The organism is Chryseobacterium sp. Chry.R1, assembly GCF_039645525.1.
Lineage (GTDB): Bacteria > Bacteroidota > Bacteroidia > Flavobacteriales > Weeksellaceae > Chryseobacterium > Chryseobacterium proteolyticum.
Map to the genome: position 1 here is coordinate 4657386 of NZ_CP151793.1, position 19757 is coordinate 4677142.

Sequence of the window (19757 nt, forward strand, 5' to 3'; positions counted from 1 at the left end):
TCGGTTGAATTACCAAATTTTTATACGATCCTGAGGTGCTTTGTACAGCTTATCTCCAGGTTTTATGTCGAATGCTTTGATAAATGCATCCTGATTCACCAATGGGCCAAAGGCTCTGAAATATCCAGGAGAATGCGGATCGGTCTTCACCTGATTTACCATATACTGATCCGTAGACTTAGTTCTCCAAACTGTTGCCCAGCTCATGAAGAATCTCTGATCTTGAGTAAATCCACTGATTAATCCCGGATTTCCATGATCTTTAAGGTACATCTGCAATGCATCATATGCTACCGCCACTCCACCAAGATCGCCAATGTTTTCACCGCTTGTAAACTTACCGTTCACAAAACTTCCCTTCACAGGCTCATATCCGTTATACTGAGCTGCAAGTTGTCCCACTTTTGCATCAAAGTTTTTACGGTCGGCATCTGTCCACCAGTTATTCAGATTTCCATCTCCATCGAATCGGGAACCACTATCATCAAAACCATGAGAAATTTCGTGGCCGATAACAGCTCCTATTCCACCAAAGTTAACAGCAGCATCCGCTTTAGGGTTATAGAAAGGAGGCTGAAGAATAGCAGCAGGGAATACAATCTCATTATTTGAACCGCTATAATATGCATTTACCGTTTGTGGAGTCATTCCCCACTCAGTTTTATCAACAGGCTTGCCTACTTTTTCCAGACTTCTCTGGTATTGCCAAGCGGCAACATTCTGTAAGTTAGAATATAACGTTGCTCCCTTAGATGGTGCTTCTACTTTCAATGCAGAATAATCTTTCCACTTATCCGGATAAGCAATTTTTACGGTGAACTTAGAAAGTTTTTCCTGCGCTTTAACTTTTGTTTCCGGAGACATCCAATCCATTTCATTGATATGGGTCTTGAACGATTTCAGAATGTAATCAATATAAGTTTCCATCTGCTCTTTTGCTTCAGGAGTAAAGTATTTCTCAACATATAATTTTCCAAAAGCTTCACCAAGAACACCATTCACCAGGCTTAGCCCCCTTTTGTTCATCGGACGTTGTTCTTTTTGTCCCTGAAGATATTTGGAGTAGAAGTCAAAACGGATTTGCTCCAGACCATCATCGAGGTTGCTTGCATTACCGTTAATGACATGATATTTTAAATAGTCTTTCAATAATGGAAGATTCTTCTGTGTGATGAACTGATCCATATTCTGATAATATTTCAATTCACCTACAATAACTTTATCTGTTTTTACTCCGGCCTCTGCAAGATATTTAGCCAGGTTTACATTTTTAACCAATCCTGATAGCTCAGAAACATTTTTAGGGTTATATCTTAAATTGGCATCCCTGTTCTGCTCCAGGGTTAAAAGGTAGTTTGCCAATTGTTTTTCAAAGGCAACCACATTTTCTGCAACCTGGGTAGAGTTTTTATATCCTAATACTCCGAATAGCTTTCCTACATAAGTAGTATACTCACCCAAAGTTTTGGTATTGGCTTCATTTACTTTTTGATAATAATCTCTTCCTAATCCGAGATCCGGTCCACCAAGATAAACAGCATTCATTTTAGAATTCTTCATATCTGCACCTACTCTCCATCCATAGAACGAATTGTCACCTAATCTTGTCGCATCCAAAAGGTATTTCTGAAGATCATTAAGGTTTTTAATGGCATCAATTTTAGCCAGATCACCTTTTATAGGAGCTAATCCATCAGCATTTCTTTTGTTTACATCCATAAAAGATGCATACAAATTCTGTATTTTTTGCCCTTCCGAACCATCAGAATATTTTTCAGATAAGATTTTATTCAAAATATCAAGGGAAGCATCATCCACATTTTCCCTCAATGCATTGAAGGAACCCCAGCTTGCTTTATCAGACGGAATCTGTGTATTTTTCACCCAATTTCCGTTCACGTAATTAAAGAAATCATCCTGAGGACGAACACTTTTATCCATGTAAGAAAGGGTAATCCCTTCTTCTTTCACCTCTTCTTTTACGGGTTGTGTAGTTGCCACCGGAGTTTCTGTTTTAGTAGTTTTTTCTGCAGTTTTTGTTGTTCCGCAAGAATTTAAAAATACCATACCCGAAAAGGCAAGTATCCCAATATTTAGCTTTTTCATTAAAGATCGTTTTTTGATTTTACACAAACTTACCAAATATACGAATTTTCATTATGTAAGATGGTAGAATTGAGAAATTGTTAAAAGTTGAGGAATATGGCAATCAGGTTAAGAGAGTATAAGCTCCAGGATTTGAGATTAGAGAAAAAATACCGATTATAGAAATAAAAGTATAGACCCATTTCTTCCGATTGAAATTTACCAACTACTGTACATGATTTGCTCAGCAAGTAAATAAAAAGCCGCTCATTTCTGAACGGCTTCATTTATTATTACCAGATTTTGATTCTGTCCTGAGGAGCTTTATACAGTTTGTCTCCCTGTTTTACATCAAATGCTTTATAGAATGCGTCAACGTTCGTTAACGGACCGAAGCTTCTGAAATATCCAGGAGAATGCGGGTCTGTTTTCACCTGATTGATCATGTACTTTTCACTTGATAATGTTCTCCACACCGTTGCCCAGCTTAAGAAGAATCTTTGATCCTGTGTGTATCCGCTGATCACTCCAGGATTTCCTTTATCTTTCAAATACATTTGTAATGCATCATAAGCGATATTTACACCTCCTAAATCTGCGATATTTTCACCATTTGTAAAGGTTCCGTTTACGAAAGTTCCTTTTACCGGCTCATATTTATCATATTGGGCAGCAAGGGCTTTTGTTGCTTTTTCAAAGTTCGTTTTATCTTCAGGCGTCCACCAGTCTACCAGGTTTCCGTCTGCATCAAACTGAGCTCCTGAATCATCAAATCCGTGGCTCATTTCATGACCGATAACAGCTCCGATTCCACCGAAGTTCACAGCAGCATCAGCCTGAGGATTAAAGAACGGCGGCTGAAGAATAGCTGCAGGGAATACAATCTCGTTATTTACCGGATTATAATATGCATTTACCGTTTGTGGAGTCATTCCCCATTCAGTTTTATCAACCGGTTTTCCAATTTTAGCTAAATCTTTATTATACTGCCATTCCGAAACATTCTGAAGGTTTTGGTATAAAGTACCTCCTTTTGATTCTGGAGTGATAACCAATTTGGAATAATCTTTCCATTTATCCGGATAAGCAACTTTTACAGTGAATTTATTAAGCTTGTTTAATGCTTTTTCTTTTGTTGTAGAAGACATCCATGTTAAATTGTTGATGTGAACCACAAAGCTTTTCTTTAAATAATCGATCAATTCAACCATCTGAGCTTTAGCTTCAGCCGGGAAATATTTCTCAACATATAATTTACCGAAAGCTTCGCCCAGAGAACTGTTGATCAGCTCATATCCTCTTTTGTTTAAAGCTCTCTGTTCCTGCTGACCTCTAAGGTATTTTCCATAGAAAGCAAATCTCATGTTCCCAAGGTTTTCACTCAGATAAGATGCACTTCCGTTGATCAGGTGGAATTTCAGATAATCCTTGATAACCGGAAGATTATTAGCATTTACCAATTGGTCGAAGTTTTTATAATAACCCAGTTCTCCAATGATTACTTTATCTGAATTTACTCCAACTTTTTTAAGGTAAGCCGGTAGATCAACATTTTTTACTAAAGCAGAAAGTTCAGACATCGTCTTCGGATTATACTGAAGATTGGAATCACGGATCTGCTCGTTTGTCAGATAGGTTTTAGCAATGCTTTTTTCGTAATCAACAATTCCTTTTGCAGCTTCATCAGCATTTTTGTACCCTAATTCTTTTAACATAGAAGCCACATACTTTTGGTATTCAGCAATCGCTTCCGTATTTTTTTCATTTACTTTCTGATAATAGTCTCTTCCTAAACCAAGAGATGCATCGCCAAGATAGATCGCATTCATTTTAGAATCCTTAAGGTCAGCATCTACGCCCCATCCGTATAACACATTCTCTCCTTCTTTAGTTACAGAGATCAGGTAATTCTGCAGATCAGCAAGGTTCTTAATAGCATCGATTTTACTAAGGTTAGCCTGGATAGGTTTGATACCATCAGCATTTCTCTTCTGCATGTTCATATAAGTAGCATACAGATCCTGGATTTTTTTACCTTCACTTCCCTCTGCAAATTTATCCTTCAAAAGAGAATTCAAAATCGTCATTGAATTATTGTCAGTATCATCTGCCAGTTTATTGAAGCTTCCCCATGTTGGTTTATCAGCTGGAATTTTGGCCGTTTTCATCCACGTTCCACTCACGTAGTTGTAAAAATCATCCTGTGGACGTACAGATTTGTCCATTAAACTAAGGTCTAAACCTTTATCCGTTGTACTCATTACTGTTTTAGTTGTTTTAGCCTGAGCATTCACTGTATTCTGTGAGCAAATTCCCGCTAGTAAAAACAAAGAAAGCGTTAGTTTTTTCATTATAATAACAATTTATATAATATGTCTTTATATTGTAACATATGTTACGTTTACAAAAACAAATTTAAACAAATATTAAGAAGTTGTTATCTCCTTTACATTCCCTGTCCTTTTCAGAAATCCCCAGGACTGCATTTCTCCTTTCAGGGCCCTTCTCAGGCTTCTGAACAATACAATATACATCAGCCATCTGTATCCGAATCTTTGCGGAATCACATACACGAGATTGATCAGCTTTTCTTTTTGCATTAAAAACGCAATGATTGCAAGGGAAGCATCAACCAAAAGAAAAAGTAAATAGTATATAAATATTTTTTCTCCGTTTCCAAATAAGATCCCAAAAAACATAATGACATCTGCAAAAGGTGAAAAGAACGGAATAATATATTGAAACAATAAAATATTTGGCATTGCCCAAAGTCCCAGTCCTTTATATTTAGGGTTTAAGAAGGTTTGTTTTTGCTTCCAGAACATCTGCATAATTCCATAGGTCCATCGGAAACGTTGTTTTAAAAACTGTTTTACCGTCTCCGGAGCTTCTGTTACGGCAACAGCATTGTTTTCATTAGCCACAGTATATCCTTCTCTAAGAATTTTTACCGTAATATCACAATCTTCAGCCAGTGTATCCGAAGAATATCCACCTACCTCATCAATTACGGATCTCCTAAACGCTCCGATTGCTCCCGGGATTACTGTAATTGCATTAATATTCGCATAAGCTAACCTGTCAAAATTCTGGCTGGTTGTATATTCTATTGCCTGCCACTTTGTAAGCCAGTTGACCTGATTTCCAACTTTTACATTTCCCGCAACTGCTGCAATCTTCTCTTCAGCAGAGGCATTCAAAAACCTTGCAATCAAATATTTTACGGCATCTTGCTGCAGTTTGGTATCGGCATCGATACAAACAACATATTCAGCATCAGTTTGTGAAATCCCAAAATTTAAAGCGGTTGCTTTTCCTCCGTTAGCTTTCGTGAAAATCTTAAGTTTAGGATGTTCAGCAAATGCTTCCCTGGCCTTTGTATAAGTGAGATCTTTACTTCCGTCATCTACAAGAATAACATCAAAATTAGGATAGGACTGTTTTAATAAATTATGCAAAGAGGATACAATATTAACTTCCTCATTATAGGCAGGAACAATAATAGATACTTTAGGATAGCTATCCAATACGGGAAAATTTGAAAGCTTTTTCTCTTTGCTTTTTTCTTTAACTGCCCAGTACACCATGAATAACAAACGGATAATTCCTAAAATAATGAAGATGGTAAATAAGGCCACCAGAAAATGACTAATCCCATAAATTACAGTCGCTAATACAAGATTCAACTGCATAATGTAATACGACTTGGTTTTTGGAACCGCAGGCATCAGCTCATTTTTACTTTTATGTAAAATGCTTGCCAGATTCGTGAAATGATAACCTTGCTTCTGCAAAGTAGGAATTAAAATTTTCAGAGCTTTGATCGTCTCTTCTCTTGTGTCTCCTCCAGCATCATGCAGTAGAATAATATTTCCTCTCTCCTGCTTGATACCCTGCATTACACGTTTTACGATCTCATCTGCTTTAATACCAGGTTGCCAGTCTTCGGGATCTATACTTTCACCGATATCGAGATAATTCTGCTGTCTGGCCAGGGCAACGGGAATAATCTCTTCAGAGGTTGTAGGCTCGGAATCTGCATTATAAGGTGCTCTGAACAGGATCGTGCTATGACCGGTTATGCATTCAAATAAGAGCCTCGTCAGTTTCATCTCTAATAAAGCCCTCTCCGGACTTACTTTGGCCACATTTTCATGAGTGAAAGTATGGTTTCCTATTTCATGTCCCTCTCTATAGATTCTTTTTACCAGAGGAAGATTTTTCTCAGCATTCAGGCCGATTAAAAAGAATGCAGCCGGAACGTGATATTTTGATAAGATATCAAGGACCTGAGGAGTATACGTTTCATCCGGACCATCATCAAATGTCAGTACCAGTTCTTTCTGTGGTGCCCAACCATATTTTTTCACTTCATAAGAACTTGGATACGTGATATAGTTCTCATCTGTAATAATTTTTTCTTTAGGATCTGTTTCCAGAGCTATTTTCCCGTCATGTGGAGTATTCAGGACATCCAATACTTCACCATCCCCGATATAATCTACCATGGTCTGACCTTTTACATTCTCCAGTTTTTTAAGATCAAGCTTAGGCAGGCCGGCAAAAGTGAGATCTTTATCATAAAAATTCCAGATTCTGCTGTCCTCGCTTCCCAATCTCCAAAGTGCAGTTCCCGCCAAAGGATATTCCGAAGAAAAGCGCATAGTATTAAAAATCGATGCCGCATCATTAAAAAATACCGTATGGGTATTATTCTTAAAATCTGTGTATGAATAGTTAAGATTAAAAGTATTATCATCAAAATTGATAACCGATTTACTTGCACTGGCCTTAGTAATAGCCTGCATATAGGAAACCGAAATATTATCATCCGGATTTGAGCTCCAGTCATATCCATAAGCCCCAAGACCTAGAATAATCTTGTTTGCCGTTGTTTTCTTTAAAATTTTCCCGGTTTGAGCTTCAATCCATTTTTGAGAAGAGATAGGTCCTGCATCCCCCGAAGCTGAATATTCATCGTATGCCATTAACACAAAATAGTCTACGTAAGGATTTAATTTCTGAATATTATAATCGTCATTATCCGTCATAATATCCATGGTCACCAGCAGCTTATTCTGTTTAAAATTATCTGAAAGCTCTTTCATAAAAGCGATAAGATTTTCATCAGAATCCAGATTCATTTCCTCAAAGTCAATATTGATTCCTTTGAAATGAAACTTCACGCATTCCTCCGCAAGCTTCCGGATCAGTTTGGTTCTTCTTAACGGATCGTTAAGTACTTTTGCCAAGCCCTCAGCACGGAATTCTCTGTCTGAGTTATTACTGAGAATCGGCATCGCTGCAACTCCCGTTCTTTTTATAACCTTATATCCTTCGGGATCGATGTTGGTTTTAAGATCTCCTGTTTTAGGATCAAGGAAAAACCATTCCGGAAAGACTAAATTGATGTGCTTAACATTCCTTTTCAGAGACATGAGGGATTGAGGATCCCAGGCTACATAGAAAGCAGAACGGATCCCTCCTGGAAATTGAGCCCAGTTCCTGTTTTGGTTTTTTAATCTTTCTGCTTTTGCTTCCTCAATTTTGGAAACATTGGTACGAATCGTCTTTTCAGAAATAAAGCTTCTGAATCCCTTATATTCTTTTGAGATTCTATTCTCCTGAAGGTAAGGCTTTCCTGCTGTGATAACGGTTTTGTAATCTTCATGAAAAGGGATTTTGGGACTTTTGTCCAGTTTCATCATGAGTGCCAACGCCAGGAAAAGCAATATTCCGACAAAGATAAAAATGCGGGATCCCCACTGCACATTTCTCCAGCGTTTTTTATTAGTTGTTTGAAAAACCTGTTTTGAATTTTCCACGTTTTGATATTTTCGGCTGAAGATTCAAAAAGTGTGAAAAACTGTTGTATTTAAAATTAAAAAAAAATTAAAAAAAAGAAAAGTTTAACTAATTATTTACAAGCAAGCTCACCAAATCCTGAATAATTTTCTGTGAAACGAAATTCATAAAGTCAAGTCTTTCCAGATGGGGCATATAAAGTTTGAAGTTTTGAGCCTGATCATGAATCCTGATTGTATAGAAAACGGTTCCTACATCCTTTCCATCCTCTCCTTTTCCCGGTCCGGCAACTCCAGTTGTAGAAATGGAAATATCCGTATCAAATAAGCGCTGACATCCCTTTGCCATTTCTTCAGCTACCTGTTCACTTACAACCGTAAATTCGTCCACCGTGCTTTGAGAAACTTTTAAAATTTCAACTTTTTTTTCTGTTGCATAGGGAACAATTCCACCTATAAAATATTTGGAACTTCCTGAATTCGAAGTGATCATTTTTGCCAATTCTCCCCCCGTACAGCTTTCGGCCGTGGAAAGCGTAAGTTTTTTTTCACCCAAAAGTTCCCCTAATATTTTCTCAATTTTGTCCTCAGTAGTAGCGATAATATTTTCACCTACCAATGGAAAGAGTTTTTGAATCTCTTCCTCAAGTTGTCTGTTCAGAATATTTTCATCATGTCCAGATGCTGTAAGGCGAAGCTTCACGCGGGTTCCCACCGGAAGATAGGATAAAGCCAGATTCTCAGGTAACGAAAGCTCCCAATCCTCAATGATATCCGCTAAAATACTTTCAGGAATTCCTACTACGGAAACAATTCTTGTGGTGATATATTGTAAGCTAAAAGTATTTTTTAGGTAAGGAATAATCTGGTCTTTGATCAGGGGCTTTACTTCATAAGGCACTCCGGGAAGACTAAAGCTCAGTTTATCACCATACTTCATCATCATACATGGAGCAGTCCCATACTGATTCTGGAAAACTGTAGATTTAGTAGGAACAAAAGCCTGTTCTCTGTTTCTTTCCAGAATTTCCAGACGGCCTCTTTTTTCCATATATTTTTTTAAATGTTCGAAAGTCGGTTCATCCAGAGCTATTTCATCATAAAAAAAATCGGCAAGCGCTTTTTTAGTTTTGTCATCCCTTGTAGGACCCAGCCCACCTGTTGTAATAACAAGGTCTCCTATCTCAAAAGCAGCATGTAAAGTATCCTTAATAGTTTCAATTTCATCAGAAATCGTGAAAATCTGTGAAACTTTTATCCCTATATTCTTAAGTTCAGTAGCAATAAAATTAGAATTGGTATCTATTGTATTTCCTGAAAGGATCTCGTCTCCGATAGTAATGAGAACAGCATTTTCCATATTGTACATTCTTGAAAAAAAATCTAATACAAATGACGGAAAAATCTGTGGCCTCGGCAATGTTTATTATAGAAATCTTTTTAGGCAAATCAGCCTTTTTGCTAATTATGCTTCACCCAGATCAATTCATTCGTATTGTATCCTATTCTCTTTGCTTTTTCTAAAAACCGTAATCTTATGCTTTCCGGGATTTCAGTCGTTCTGGATAATATCCACAGGTATTTTAAGCTGTTTCCTGCTACTAAGGCATACTGATAGTTTTCATCGATATCAATCACATTATAGCCTGCCCAAATAGGTTTAAAAAAAGAAACTTTTAAGCGGGCTTCCGTTTTATCTTTTACAAACCTTGCCTCTCCTATGGACTCTTTCCATTCTTTTTTCACATAATTATACCCTTTATTATCTACCCGGATGCTTCCATCGGGATTTTGGGAATAGGTTGCCGTAACATTGTCCATGTCTTTCTCAAACTTATAATCGAAGCGAGCAATTTCATACCATTTTCCCAGGTATCTTCCGGAATCAAAACGGGTGACAGGCACAGCACCTTTTGGTACCCTTACAGAACATTGATTAAAAATGAGAAATCCTAAAACTCCTATCGAGACAGGAATAACTATTTTCTGAAAATTTTTCATAATAATATAAGTTTGTGGTTATGAAAAAGTCCAAAAATGATGCCTTTAGGTTCCCCTTAACATAAAGCTAAGAAAAGGTTTTAAGAAAAGCTTCTTTGAATGTCCCTGAAACCTCAATTTCAGCATCATCCAATAAAGTAACAGTCCCGCTTTTGTGATATGATTTAACAAAACCTGTATTGATGATATGTGAACGATGAACTCTGACAAAGGGAGCTTCAAGAAGATCATCAAAATGTTTTAAAAATCTGCATACCATCTTTTTGGTTCCGTCTGTAAGATAAACGAGGGTAAAATTTCCATCTGCCTGCAGTCTTACTATTTCTTCAGTTTTCACAACATCAAATCCCTGTAATGTTGGCAGAATAAGTTGCTGCTTATCAGGCTTTACTTTGAGATTTTCCAACAGTATTTTATTCCGGTTCAGCTCTTCCTTTTTTTCAAGGCTTTCTGCTACTTTATTGACGGCAAGAATCAGCTCCTGGATATCTATAGGTTTTAAAATATAATAGCTGGCCGACTTATTAAGAGCATGTAAGGAATATTGAGAAAAAGCAGTTATAAAGATCGTTTCATAGGTGTAATCCTTAGTAGCTTCCAAGACATCAAAAGCATTCCCGAATGGCATTTCCACATCCAGAAAAACAAGCTGCGGAAGCTTCTCAGCGATCAGAGGAACGGCATCTTTTATATTTTCGGCTTCACCGAGGATTTCTACCTGAGGACAGTATTTTGTAAGATAATTCCTTAGAACCTCTCTTGCAATAACCTCATCATCTATGATAACAGCTTTTATTTTCATTGATACAGATCCGGATAATGTCCGGTTTACTTGTAAAAATATAATATTTAGTTGAAATATAAACGTCTATTAGCTAAGATAATCCTGAAAAAGTTATAATTTATAGCGGATCTGTACAGTTACACCTTGTTCATTCTTTTTATCCGTTATGGCACAGTGGATGTCCTGTTTATAAAGGTCATTTAACAATGTAATTCTTTCCATCGTATTTTTCATCCCCCTTCCTTGCCTTGATTTTTGATGTTCTGTTTTCAATTTTTTACTTTCTTCAATACCTATTCCGTTATCGTCAACGGTTATTATCATATATTGACCCTGCTTCTCAAAATTCAGTTGTAAAAATCCTTTGTTCTGACGATATCGTAGCCCATGCCATATCGCATTTTCCAAAAAAGGCTGGATCAGCATGCCGGGTATCAGTAGACTCTGTAAATTCAGGCTTTCATCCACCTTGATTTCATAGTCAAATTTATCTGCAAAACGTGTTTTTTCCAGGGCAAGATAGTTCTGTAACAGATCAAGCTCCTGTTGGAAAGGAATAAAATCCTCTGCTGAGTTTTCCATAACACCGCGCATCAGTTTCGAAAATTTTGTCAGGTATTGATTCGCCTCCAACTCATTATTCGTGGCGATGAATTGATTCACACTATTTAAACTGTTGAAAATGAAATGTGGATTCATTTCCCGGCGAAGGGATTGTAAAGCTATTTTTTTATTTTTGATCTGAACTTTCTTTAATGTCCATAAAATGAAGCCTGCCAATCCTGCCAATACAACCAAGGCTCCTATAAGGCTATAATTAAATGCATTCTTTTTGCGGATCAGCTCATCTTTTAATTCCCTTTCTTTTTCTAATTGTGCTATTCTTTGTTCGGTGTCTTCAAGAATTTTATTATCTACAAGACTTCTGTCCTTTGAAACAAGATCCGGTAATCGTCCGAGAAAATCCCTGTATAGCTTTACCGATTCACCTGTATTTTCGGAAACACTGTACAAACTGTCCAATCTTTTTACACTTTTCTGGGCCTCCAGCGTATGTCCTTTTTCCAGTGCAATATTGTAGGCATTTTTCAATGTTTCAATAGCACTTTTTGTGTCATTTTTTTTAATATAAATATCAGCGAGCTCCTGGATCTGTTCTACTTTTTTCTGAGAATTATCTTTTACAAAGTCCTCTTTCAAAACTTTCTTCTTGGCTTCAATGGCTTTATCAAAATCTTTATTCTCAACATAAAAATTGGTCAGCTTCTGATTAATTTCCAGAGCCTGCTGAGGTTCCGTCTGCTTTTTGGAAATTGTGTAAGCACTTTTAAGATTCGCTTCAGCTTTAGGGATATCGTTTTGCTGGATGTTTACATCAGCTAACTGACTGTAACTGGCTGCCAGATCTGCTTTTTCATTGTCTTTCCTGCTGATATCAATATTGCTCTGGATCGCTTCCGCCCTCTCTTCCTTAGAAGGTGACGAGAGCCTGGTTACATCGTTGGTATTGATGCTTTTGTTTTCCTTTGAGTAGCTGATATCAGCTGCTCTGCTGTAGTTAAGGATCGCCGGACTTATTTTATTTTGTTTTTCCTGGGACTGCGCGAGCTTTCGGGTTACAAATTCGAGGTTCTTTTTATCGTTTAGGTTTTGGTATAGATTCCTTGCCTTTATCAGGTATTCTTCACTTTTTGCATAATTTCCCTGACCGTAATAATCATTTGCCATACCGACATAGGTATCTGCGACCGTTTTATTATCATTATTATCAACCGCTTTTCTAATTTTTGAGGCAGACTTAAGTACTTTAGAAACCTTCATGGAATCCTGGGCAAAAGAAGAACTTCCAATTGCCAAGGTAATGAGTAATATAATTTTAAAAAGTAATTTCACTTGTATCCAAATCTATTATGCAAAGTAAGTAAAACTTTAGGTATCGTCTCTTACCATTCACCAAGTGAAACGTATATTTCACCAAGTTTAAAAGAAATAATAATCAATACACCTGTTTTCATATATTTGTGAATTACAAATCTCTTAAAAGAAACTCATGAAAACCTATTTGTATTTACTGTCCCTTCTGTATTTTCTTACCCAGACAATTCATGCACAAACCTACATTCAGAATGTAACGATTGTGGATGTGATGAATAAAAAAATGATTCCCAATCAAACCGTAGTGGTTACAAAAAACATGATCTCTGAAATCAAACCGGGGCATAAAGTAACAATTCCTAAAAATGCGACGGTTATAGATGGAAAAGGTAAATTTCTGATGCCGGGAATGACGGATGCCCACGTTCATTTCTTCCAGAGCGGGGGCTTATATACGAGACCGGATGCATTTGATCTCAGAAAGCAGATCCCTTATGAAAAAGAAATAGATTGGGTACATCAGAATATGGAAGATTTTTTACTGCGTTATCTTAAAAATGGAATTACTTCCGTCATCGATGCCGGGGCTACTTTCAACTTTCTGAAATTAAGAGATTCATTTGCAAAAAATCCTACTCTGCCTTCTGTTTATATGACAGGACCGCTCATTACAACCTACGAGCCCGAAGTTTTTAAAAACCTGGATAAAAATGAGCCTTTCAAACTGGTTAAAACCAGTGAAGAGGGACGCAAAATGGTTCAGGAGCAGCTTCCCTATAAACCCGACTTTATCAAAATATGGTATATCGTTATGGCAGACCCGAAAGAAATAGAAGCCATGGCAAGAAAATATGAGCCTATTATTAAAACTATTATTGAAGAAGCTCACAAAAACAACCTTAAAGTTGCAGTACATGCTACGGAAAGAATTACCGCACAGATTGCCGTACAAAATGGAGCCGACTTTTTAGTGCATGATGTGGAAGATGAAGTTGTACCGAATGACTTTATCAAACTTCTTAAATCAAAAAAAGTAGTGCTGAGCCCGACACTCACAGTGATGGATAATTACTTTAAAACCTATGCCCAGAAAAAGAAATACAATACCTATGAACTGGAGAATTCGAATCCACAAACAGTAGGATCTATCTATGATCTTCAACATTTAGCAGATTCTGCAGACTCCACAACGATCAATAAGATGAAAAAGCGTTTCAACCTACCTCAGCTGAACGCTTACGCCAGAAAGAAAGATTCTGTAAGAATCATTAATCTAAAAAGACTTTCGGACGGAGGAGTAACCATTGCAGCAGGTACAGATGCGGGAAACATTGCCACCCAACATGCTACTTCCTTTCTTGCCGAGCTAAAAGCAATGAAAGAAAGTGGAATGAACAACTGGCAGATCATTCAGTCTGCAACAATTAATCCAGCCAAGATCTTTGATAAAGAAAATATTTCGGGAAGTATAAACACAGGTAAAGTAGCAGATATGGTTCTTTTACGCGCAGATCCCACTGAAAATCTGGATCATCTTACCCAGATAGAAATGATTTTCAAAAACGGACAGCCAATACAGCCTGATAAAATTTTAAAAATCACCCCGGAAATCCTTGTCCAGCAACAGGTAAACGGATACAATGCCAGAAATATAGATGCATTTCTAGAACCTTATGCCGACGATGTCGAACTTTATACTTTCCCTGATAAATTAATAAGCAAGGGAAAAGATGCCATGAGAAAAACCTACAGCGCTATGTTTGACAAATTGCCGGATCTTCATTGTGAAATTACCAATAGGCTGATCAAAGGGAATTTTGTAGTGGATAAAGAAAGTGTTTCAGGAATCAGGAAAAACGGAAAAGTAGAAGCAACTGCCATCTATGAAATAAAAGACAATAAAATTTCAAAGGTCTTTTTCTTGCCTTAAAAAAAAATTTAAATACCTATAATAAAAAAGACAGTTCGAGTGAACTGTCTTTTTTTTGTCATTTCACCAAGTGAAAACTTCATTTCACCAAGTCTCTCCATTTCAGGTTTACAATCGGGCTAATTTTACTTCAGAATTTAAAACAAGAAATTATGAAATTGAGACATTTTTTATTAATCGGATTCCTTACAGCAGGAAGTTTAATAAACGCACAGGAAGTAAAGAAAAATGCAATTGAGGTAACGGGAGTTGCTGAAATGGAAGTAGAGCCGGACGAAATCATCTTCAACATCGGAATAAAGGCCGATAACAAAAATGAACTGGCAGACAATGAAAAGAAATTATTTGAAACTTTAAAAAGCAATGGGGTAAAGAATGAGGATATCACCTTCAAATCAATGTATCAGAATCTTTACTCAAAAACAACCAAGTTCACCAAAAGTTTTCAGTTTAAAGTAAATGCTAAGACCAACCTCAGTAAGGTATTCGAAGGGTTAAATCAAAAGTGGGTAAGCAACCTGAATATTGCAGAGGTAAAAAATACCAAAATTGCAGATTTCAGAAAAACCGTAAAAATAAATGCATTAAAGGCAGCTAAAGAAAAGGCGGATTATTTACTGGAAAGCATGGGTAAAAAAACCGGAGCTCCTTTAGAAATTACAGAGATCGAGGATTATACAAGTGACACTATTATGCCAATGTCTGCCTACATGAGAAAATCCAGTAACGTACAAATGGAAGCTGATGCAGGAGTTGATTATTCATTTGACAATATTGAAAATATCAAATTGAAATACAGCATTAAAACCAGATACGAGATACTTTAAAAATACTTAAAGGCAACTATCCGCAGTTGCCTTTGTTCAAACTAAGGAGTCATCAATTTTTCCTTTAAGGTAAAGTCCCAAAACATTGCAGATTCATTAGTATAGAAAATAAACAATTAAAAATATAAATAATGACAACTTTAAAAATTTTAACATTGAGTATTGGTGCTGCTTTTTTAAGTTCTAATAGCCTTACAGAGACACGTTGTATGGGAAAAAGCAATCCTTCGGTAATTGAGTATATTACAACACAAAGATCTTCTTTGTATACTGCACAACCATCATCAGGGGATAACAAAATTCAGGTTGCCCTTTTACTGGATACTTCGAACAGCATGGACGGATTAATCGATCAGGCTAAATCCAGACTCTGGAATATTGTAAATACACTGACTACACTAAAGTATGAAGGAAAAGCACCACAAATAGAAATTGCATTGTACGAATATGGCAATGACGGAATTCGCGATGAAAATTTCATCCGCCAGGTAACTCCCCTAACACAGGATCTGGATCTGGTTTCAGAAAAATTATTCGGATTAAGAACCAATGGTGGAAGTGAATACTGCGGTGCCGTGATCCGGGATGCGGCTATGAATCTGAACTGGGATAAAAATGATAAAAGTATGAAACTTATCTACATTGCCGGTAATGAGCCGTTTGATCAGGGAAGAATTAACTACAAGGAAGTTATTTCATCTGCTAAGGCAAAAAAAATCTATACCAATACTATATTTTGTGGTGACAGAAATGAAGGCATTCAGTCATTCTGGCAAAATGGAGCTGTTACAGGTGATGGAAAGTACTTTAATATCGATAGTGACAGAAAGGTAATCTATGTGGAAACACCATATGATGCTAAAATTTCAGATTATAACACGAAACTCAATGACACTTATGTATACTACGGAAGCCATGGTTCCGAATACAAGAGCAAACAGATCATGCAGGATAAAAATGCAGCAGTTCAGTCTGTTTCCAATGCTGTGGAAAGAACGGTCGCCAAAAGTAAAAAGAATGCATATAAGAATGATCATTGGGATCTTGTAGACAAAGCGGAAAAGGATGTCAACTTTATAACAACTGTTAAAGAAAGTGAACTTCCCGCTGAATTAAAAGGCAAAACTAAAGAAGAAGTAAAAAGGCTGGTAACCGAGAAATCTGCCGAACGGGAAAAGATTCAAAAAGAAATTGAGGGGCTATCCAAAAAAAGACAGGAATATATCGATAACGAAATGAAAAAAAGAGGAAATGCAGACTCTGATGATCTGGGCAAAGCTATCGAAACTTCAATCTTGGAATTGTCCAGAAAAAGCGGATATACTATATAATATTGGCAGCTTGGAAGCCACCAATATAGTAATGATAAAACCAGGTGAATGATGTTTCATAACCATCTGGTTTTATCTTTCAAACTTAAAATATCTCGATAAGGGATGTTTTTTATTTTTCATAAAAAGGGATGTCATTTCCATTCCTGTAACTGAAAAAGTAATCCCGTTTCCACCAAAACCAAGCACAAAATAGGAATTATTGAATTTCTCATGTTCACCTATATAAGGTAACCCGTCTTTAGTTTCCCCGAAGGTTCCAGCCCATACAAAATCTGTATAAAAATGGTAATCGGGTCTGATCTTTTTTAATGTTTTCAGAATCTGTCTTTCTTTTTTATCCAGCAATGCATCCCGCTTTTTCGCGTCATAAAAATCCTCATCCCCTCCTCCGATCAGTAACCTTCCGTCATCAGTAGTCCTCATATACATATAAGGTTCATCTGTATTCCAGACCAGTGTACTGGAAATATTTTTAAATTTATCATCATCAATCTCGGAAACTAGAGCATATGTGCTTTTGAGATCCACAAAATTTTCTTTGATCAGACTTTTACTCTCATAGCCTATACAATAAATGATCTTTTTAGCTTTGATCTGTGGTCCGTTTGTTGTGCTTACAAGATTATATCCTCTGTAACTCTTTGCCGCTTTCATCTCTGTCTTATCAAATACAAGAAGTCCTTTCTTATGATTAAATTCCAATAATTCATGGGCCAATTTGAATGCATCTACGCTTGCTCCCTGCTTAGATACAATTCCTCCAAATGTATTTTGAAATCCGAATTCTTTTTGAATTTCTTCAGCATCCAGCCATTCCACTTCGAATCCGTATTTTTTTCTGGCTTCAAATTCCTGCTGCAACCACGATACATCTTTTTTTCTTGACGCATAATACAGAGATCTTTTTCTTTTAAAACCGGCCTTTGATTTTAATTCTTTTGTAAGCTGTTCTATTATATCAATAGCATCTGAACAGGCTTTGTAGCTTTCAACAGCTCCTTTTTCCCCGATCTGATCAATCAGTTTAAAAAGTGGAATATCAATTTCATATTGCAGCATAGAAGTAGTGGCTGAGGTGCTTCCGTTACAAATCTCCCGTTTATCAATAAGGATCGTCCTGTATCCATCTTTTACCATCTGGTGGGCAATCAGACTTCCCGTTATCCCACCCCCGATAATCAATACATCACATTCTTCATCTGATTTTAAAGAAGGATAAGAGGCTGTCAATCCATTCTTTAATAACCAAAATGGTTCATTCGATTTTAAATCCATATTAATATTTTAAACTAAAATACTAATATTTGTGAGTATTTTAACGATTTTCAGACGATTATTGGTGTAATTATTGTTGGTGAAATATCACCAAACCATAAAAAATATACTATGATTACTATTATTCCAGATGCCCCGGAGAATGTTGCGGCGTTCAGCGCAACGGGAGAAGTGACCCGAGAGGACTTTGAAAACCTTGTTATTCCCCATGTAAAACAAAAGGTCGATCAGTTTGATGAACTTAATTATTTATTGTATTTAGATACGGATCTGGAGAATTTTACCATGGGAGCCTGGTTACAAGACGCACTTTTGGGACTAAAAAACCTTGCTAAATGGAATCGTACAGCTATTGTCACGGATAGCAAAGGTGTTCAGAATTTCACCGATATATTCAGTGTCCTGATGCCCGGTGAATTCAAGTCTTTTCCTAAAGAAAATGTATACAATGCCCTTTACTGGTGTAAGAACGGTAATGAAGTTGAAGCATAAAGGGTTAAAAAAAGAGGCAAATGCCTCTTTTTTTTATTGATCTCCCGGAATACATTCCACTGTTATTTCTTCTGTTATAAGTTTTGAAGATCTGTATAAATACATATACCGTATACTGATCATCAGTCCTATAAACGTCATTCCGACACCCACCAAAGAAGGATATTTAAACGAAAATCCATGTTCTAAAGGAATTCCACCTAAAAATGCTCCCATTGCATTGGCAATATTAAAAGCAGCCTGCATAAAGGCCGCAGCCATCATTTCGCTTCTTGGAGCGGCTTTCATCATCATAATATTAATCGGGGCAGCCACAGACATTGATAACGCACCACATACAAAAGTAAGTACCAGAGCAATAATACTGTTTTCTGAAAAGAAAAATACACCTGCCAATGACGACATCATCAGAAGTAATAAAAGAGAACATGTTTTTTCGGGCCCTAATTTATCTGATAAAAAACCTCCAGCCAGATTTCCCACTACCATTCCTGCTCCCGCCAAAATCATAACATATGCCATCTGACTTGCCTTAATGCCTGCAATGATGGTCATTAGTGGTGTAATATAACTAAACCAGGTAAATAGTCCGCCAAATCCTATTGCGGTAATTAATAATACCAGCCAGGATTGTTTATGTTTTAGAAATTTTAATTCCTCCAGAAAGTGTGTATCCTGCTTTGTTTCCATGGTAGGAAGCCAGAACTTTAAAAACAATAAGGCAAATAATCCAATTACCGCGACAATCACGAAATACCATCTCCAGTGGAAGGTATGCCCTATATAAGTGACCAGGGGCACCATTGCCAGGTTCGCTATAGTAAGCCCGGTGAACATTAAAGAAATATAGAATGCCTCCTTGCCTTTTCCTGCCAGCCTAGATGCCACTACGGTCCCTACTCCGAAAAATGCTCCATGTGGCAGGCCAGACAGAAACCGGATAATGAGCATTGATGTGTAATCTGGTGCTATCGCTGATAAACCGTTAAACAAAGTAAAAATCATCATTAAAACAATCAATACTTTTTTAGGTGGAAACTTCACAGAGTAACCGATTAATATCGGAGCCCCAATAACGACTCCTAGTGCATATGCAGAAATAAGATGCCCGGCTTCGGGAATACTTACCTGTAAAGTTTTAGCAATATCGGGCAGTAAGCCCATAATGGTGAATTCTGTTGTTCCAATCCCCAAACCACCAATGGCCAGTGGTATAATCCTCTTATCTATCATTCCCATATCATTTTGTTTCTTTTAATTGCTTCTTTGTTTTAGAGATAATAAAAGCAATCCTATTATTTGAAAGTGCAAAAATCGATAGAAATTTTCAATTTTGCTTCCACTCAAATG

13 protein-coding genes are annotated in these 19757 nt (G+C 36.9%); 4 read left to right on the top strand and 9 right to left on the bottom strand.

The annotated features are described in order from the left end of the window. Positions 1 to 9: 9 nt before the first annotated feature. The 7 genes from AAEU33_RS20715 to AAEU33_RS20745 all read right to left on the bottom strand — a co-directional run bounded on the left by AAEU33_RS20715 (position 10) and on the right by AAEU33_RS20745 (position 12567). On the bottom strand, positions 10 to 2106 hold the full coding sequence (locus tag AAEU33_RS20715) for a M13 family metallopeptidase (RefSeq protein WP_345990081.1): 2097 nt from the start codon (positions 2104 to 2106) through the stop codon (positions 10 to 12). A gap of 272 nt (positions 2107 to 2378) precedes the next feature. Further along, positions 2379 to 4436: a M13 family metallopeptidase gene (locus tag AAEU33_RS20720; protein WP_172276769.1), complete on the bottom strand. Its 2058-nt coding sequence runs from the start codon at positions 4434 to 4436 to the stop codon at positions 2379 to 2381. Between the two features lie 75 nt (positions 4437 to 4511). Then, complete coding sequence (locus AAEU33_RS20725) at positions 4512 to 7910, bottom strand: glycosyltransferase (RefSeq protein WP_345990083.1); 3399 nt, start codon at positions 7908 to 7910, stop codon at positions 4512 to 4514. A gap of 88 nt (positions 7911 to 7998) precedes the next feature. Continuing rightward, on the bottom strand, positions 7999 to 9249 hold the full coding sequence (locus AAEU33_RS20730; RefSeq protein WP_345990085.1) for a CinA family nicotinamide mononucleotide deamidase-related protein: 1251 nt from the start codon (positions 9247 to 9249) through the stop codon (positions 7999 to 8001). A gap of 101 nt (positions 9250 to 9350) precedes the next feature. Beyond that, a complete protein-coding gene (locus AAEU33_RS20735) occupies positions 9351 to 9890 on the bottom strand; it encodes a lipocalin family protein (protein ID WP_345990087.1) in 540 nt (179 codons plus the stop codon). A gap of 67 nt (positions 9891 to 9957) precedes the next feature. Further along, the gene (locus AAEU33_RS20740) at positions 9958 to 10692 is read right to left on the bottom strand and encodes a LytTR family DNA-binding domain-containing protein (protein WP_345990088.1); all 735 of its coding nucleotides are present in this window, start codon (positions 10690 to 10692) and stop codon (positions 9958 to 9960) included. A gap of 93 nt (positions 10693 to 10785) precedes the next feature. Next, entirely contained in the window at positions 10786 to 12567 is a 1782-nt protein-coding gene (locus AAEU33_RS20745) for a histidine kinase (protein ID WP_345990090.1), read from the bottom strand. Positions 12568 to 12724: 157 nt separating this feature from the next. Here AAEU33_RS20745 and AAEU33_RS20750 point away from each other — a divergent pair, with 157 nt between their 5' ends. The 3 genes from AAEU33_RS20750 to AAEU33_RS20760 all read left to right on the top strand — a co-directional run bounded on the left by AAEU33_RS20750 (position 12725) and on the right by AAEU33_RS20760 (position 16637). Next, positions 12725 to 14479, top strand: a complete 1755-nt coding sequence (locus AAEU33_RS20750) for an amidohydrolase family protein (protein ID WP_345990092.1) — start codon at positions 12725 to 12727, stop codon at positions 14477 to 14479. Between the two features lie 152 nt (positions 14480 to 14631). Beyond that, positions 14632 to 15306 carry an SIMPL domain-containing protein gene (locus AAEU33_RS20755; protein WP_172276751.1) on the top strand — a complete coding sequence of 225 codons (675 nt, stop codon included), beginning with the start codon at positions 14632 to 14634 and terminating at the stop codon, positions 15304 to 15306. Between the two features lie 131 nt (positions 15307 to 15437). Further along, positions 15438 to 16637 (top strand): VWA domain-containing protein, encoded by a 1200-nt coding sequence (locus AAEU33_RS20760; protein ID WP_345990094.1) that lies wholly within the window; start codon positions 15438 to 15440, stop codon positions 16635 to 16637. A 72-nt stretch (positions 16638 to 16709) separates the two neighbouring features. On the opposite strand, the gene AAEU33_RS20765 is transcribed toward AAEU33_RS20760, so the two are convergent. Continuing rightward, positions 16710 to 17915 carry an FAD-dependent oxidoreductase gene (locus AAEU33_RS20765; protein WP_345990096.1) on the bottom strand — a complete coding sequence of 402 codons (1206 nt, stop codon included), beginning with the start codon at positions 17913 to 17915 and terminating at the stop codon, positions 16710 to 16712. 111 nt (positions 17916 to 18026) lie between these two features. Between AAEU33_RS20765 and AAEU33_RS20770 the strand changes: the two genes are divergently transcribed. Further along, positions 18027 to 18407 carry an STAS/SEC14 domain-containing protein gene (locus tag AAEU33_RS20770; protein WP_172276742.1) on the top strand — a complete coding sequence of 127 codons (381 nt, stop codon included), beginning with the start codon at positions 18027 to 18029 and terminating at the stop codon, positions 18405 to 18407. 33 nt (positions 18408 to 18440) lie between these two features. On the opposite strand, the gene AAEU33_RS20775 is transcribed toward AAEU33_RS20770, so the two are convergent. Beyond that, complete coding sequence (locus AAEU33_RS20775) at positions 18441 to 19646, bottom strand: MFS transporter (protein ID WP_345990098.1); 1206 nt, start codon at positions 19644 to 19646, stop codon at positions 18441 to 18443. Between the last annotated feature and the right edge of the window lie 111 nt (positions 19647 to 19757).

Excerpts from the sequence above, each read along its gene's own strand:
- AAEU33_RS20715 (WP_345990081.1), bottom strand. The coding sequence starts at position 2,106 with ATGAAAAAGCTAAATATTGGGATACTTGCCTTTTCGGGTATGGTATTT.
- AAEU33_RS20720 (WP_172276769.1), bottom strand. The coding sequence starts at position 4,436 with ATGAAAAAACTAACGCTTTCTTTGTTTTTACTAGCGGGAATTTGCTCA.
- AAEU33_RS20730 (WP_345990085.1), bottom strand. The coding sequence starts at position 9,249 with ATGGAAAATGCTGTTCTCATTACTATCGGAGACGAGATCCTTTCAGGA.
- AAEU33_RS20735 (WP_345990087.1), bottom strand. The coding sequence starts at position 9,890 with ATGAAAAATTTTCAGAAAATAGTTATTCCTGTCTCGATAGGAGTTTTA.
- AAEU33_RS20740 (WP_345990088.1), bottom strand. The coding sequence starts at position 10,692 with ATGAAAATAAAAGCTGTTATCATAGATGATGAGGTTATTGCAAGAGAG.
- AAEU33_RS20750 (WP_345990092.1), top strand. The coding sequence starts at position 12,725 with ATGAAAACCTATTTGTATTTACTGTCCCTTCTGTATTTTCTTACCCAG.
- AAEU33_RS20755 (WP_172276751.1), top strand. The coding sequence starts at position 14,632 with ATGAAATTGAGACATTTTTTATTAATCGGATTCCTTACAGCAGGAAGT.
- AAEU33_RS20760 (WP_345990094.1), top strand. The coding sequence starts at position 15,438 with ATGACAACTTTAAAAATTTTAACATTGAGTATTGGTGCTGCTTTTTTA.
- AAEU33_RS20765 (WP_345990096.1), bottom strand. The coding sequence starts at position 17,915 with ATGGATTTAAAATCGAATGAACCATTTTGGTTATTAAAGAATGGATTG.
- AAEU33_RS20770 (WP_172276742.1), top strand. The coding sequence starts at position 18,027 with ATGATTACTATTATTCCAGATGCCCCGGAGAATGTTGCGGCGTTCAGC.
- AAEU33_RS20775 (WP_345990098.1), bottom strand. The coding sequence starts at position 19,646 with ATGGGAATGATAGATAAGAGGATTATACCACTGGCCATTGGTGGTTTG.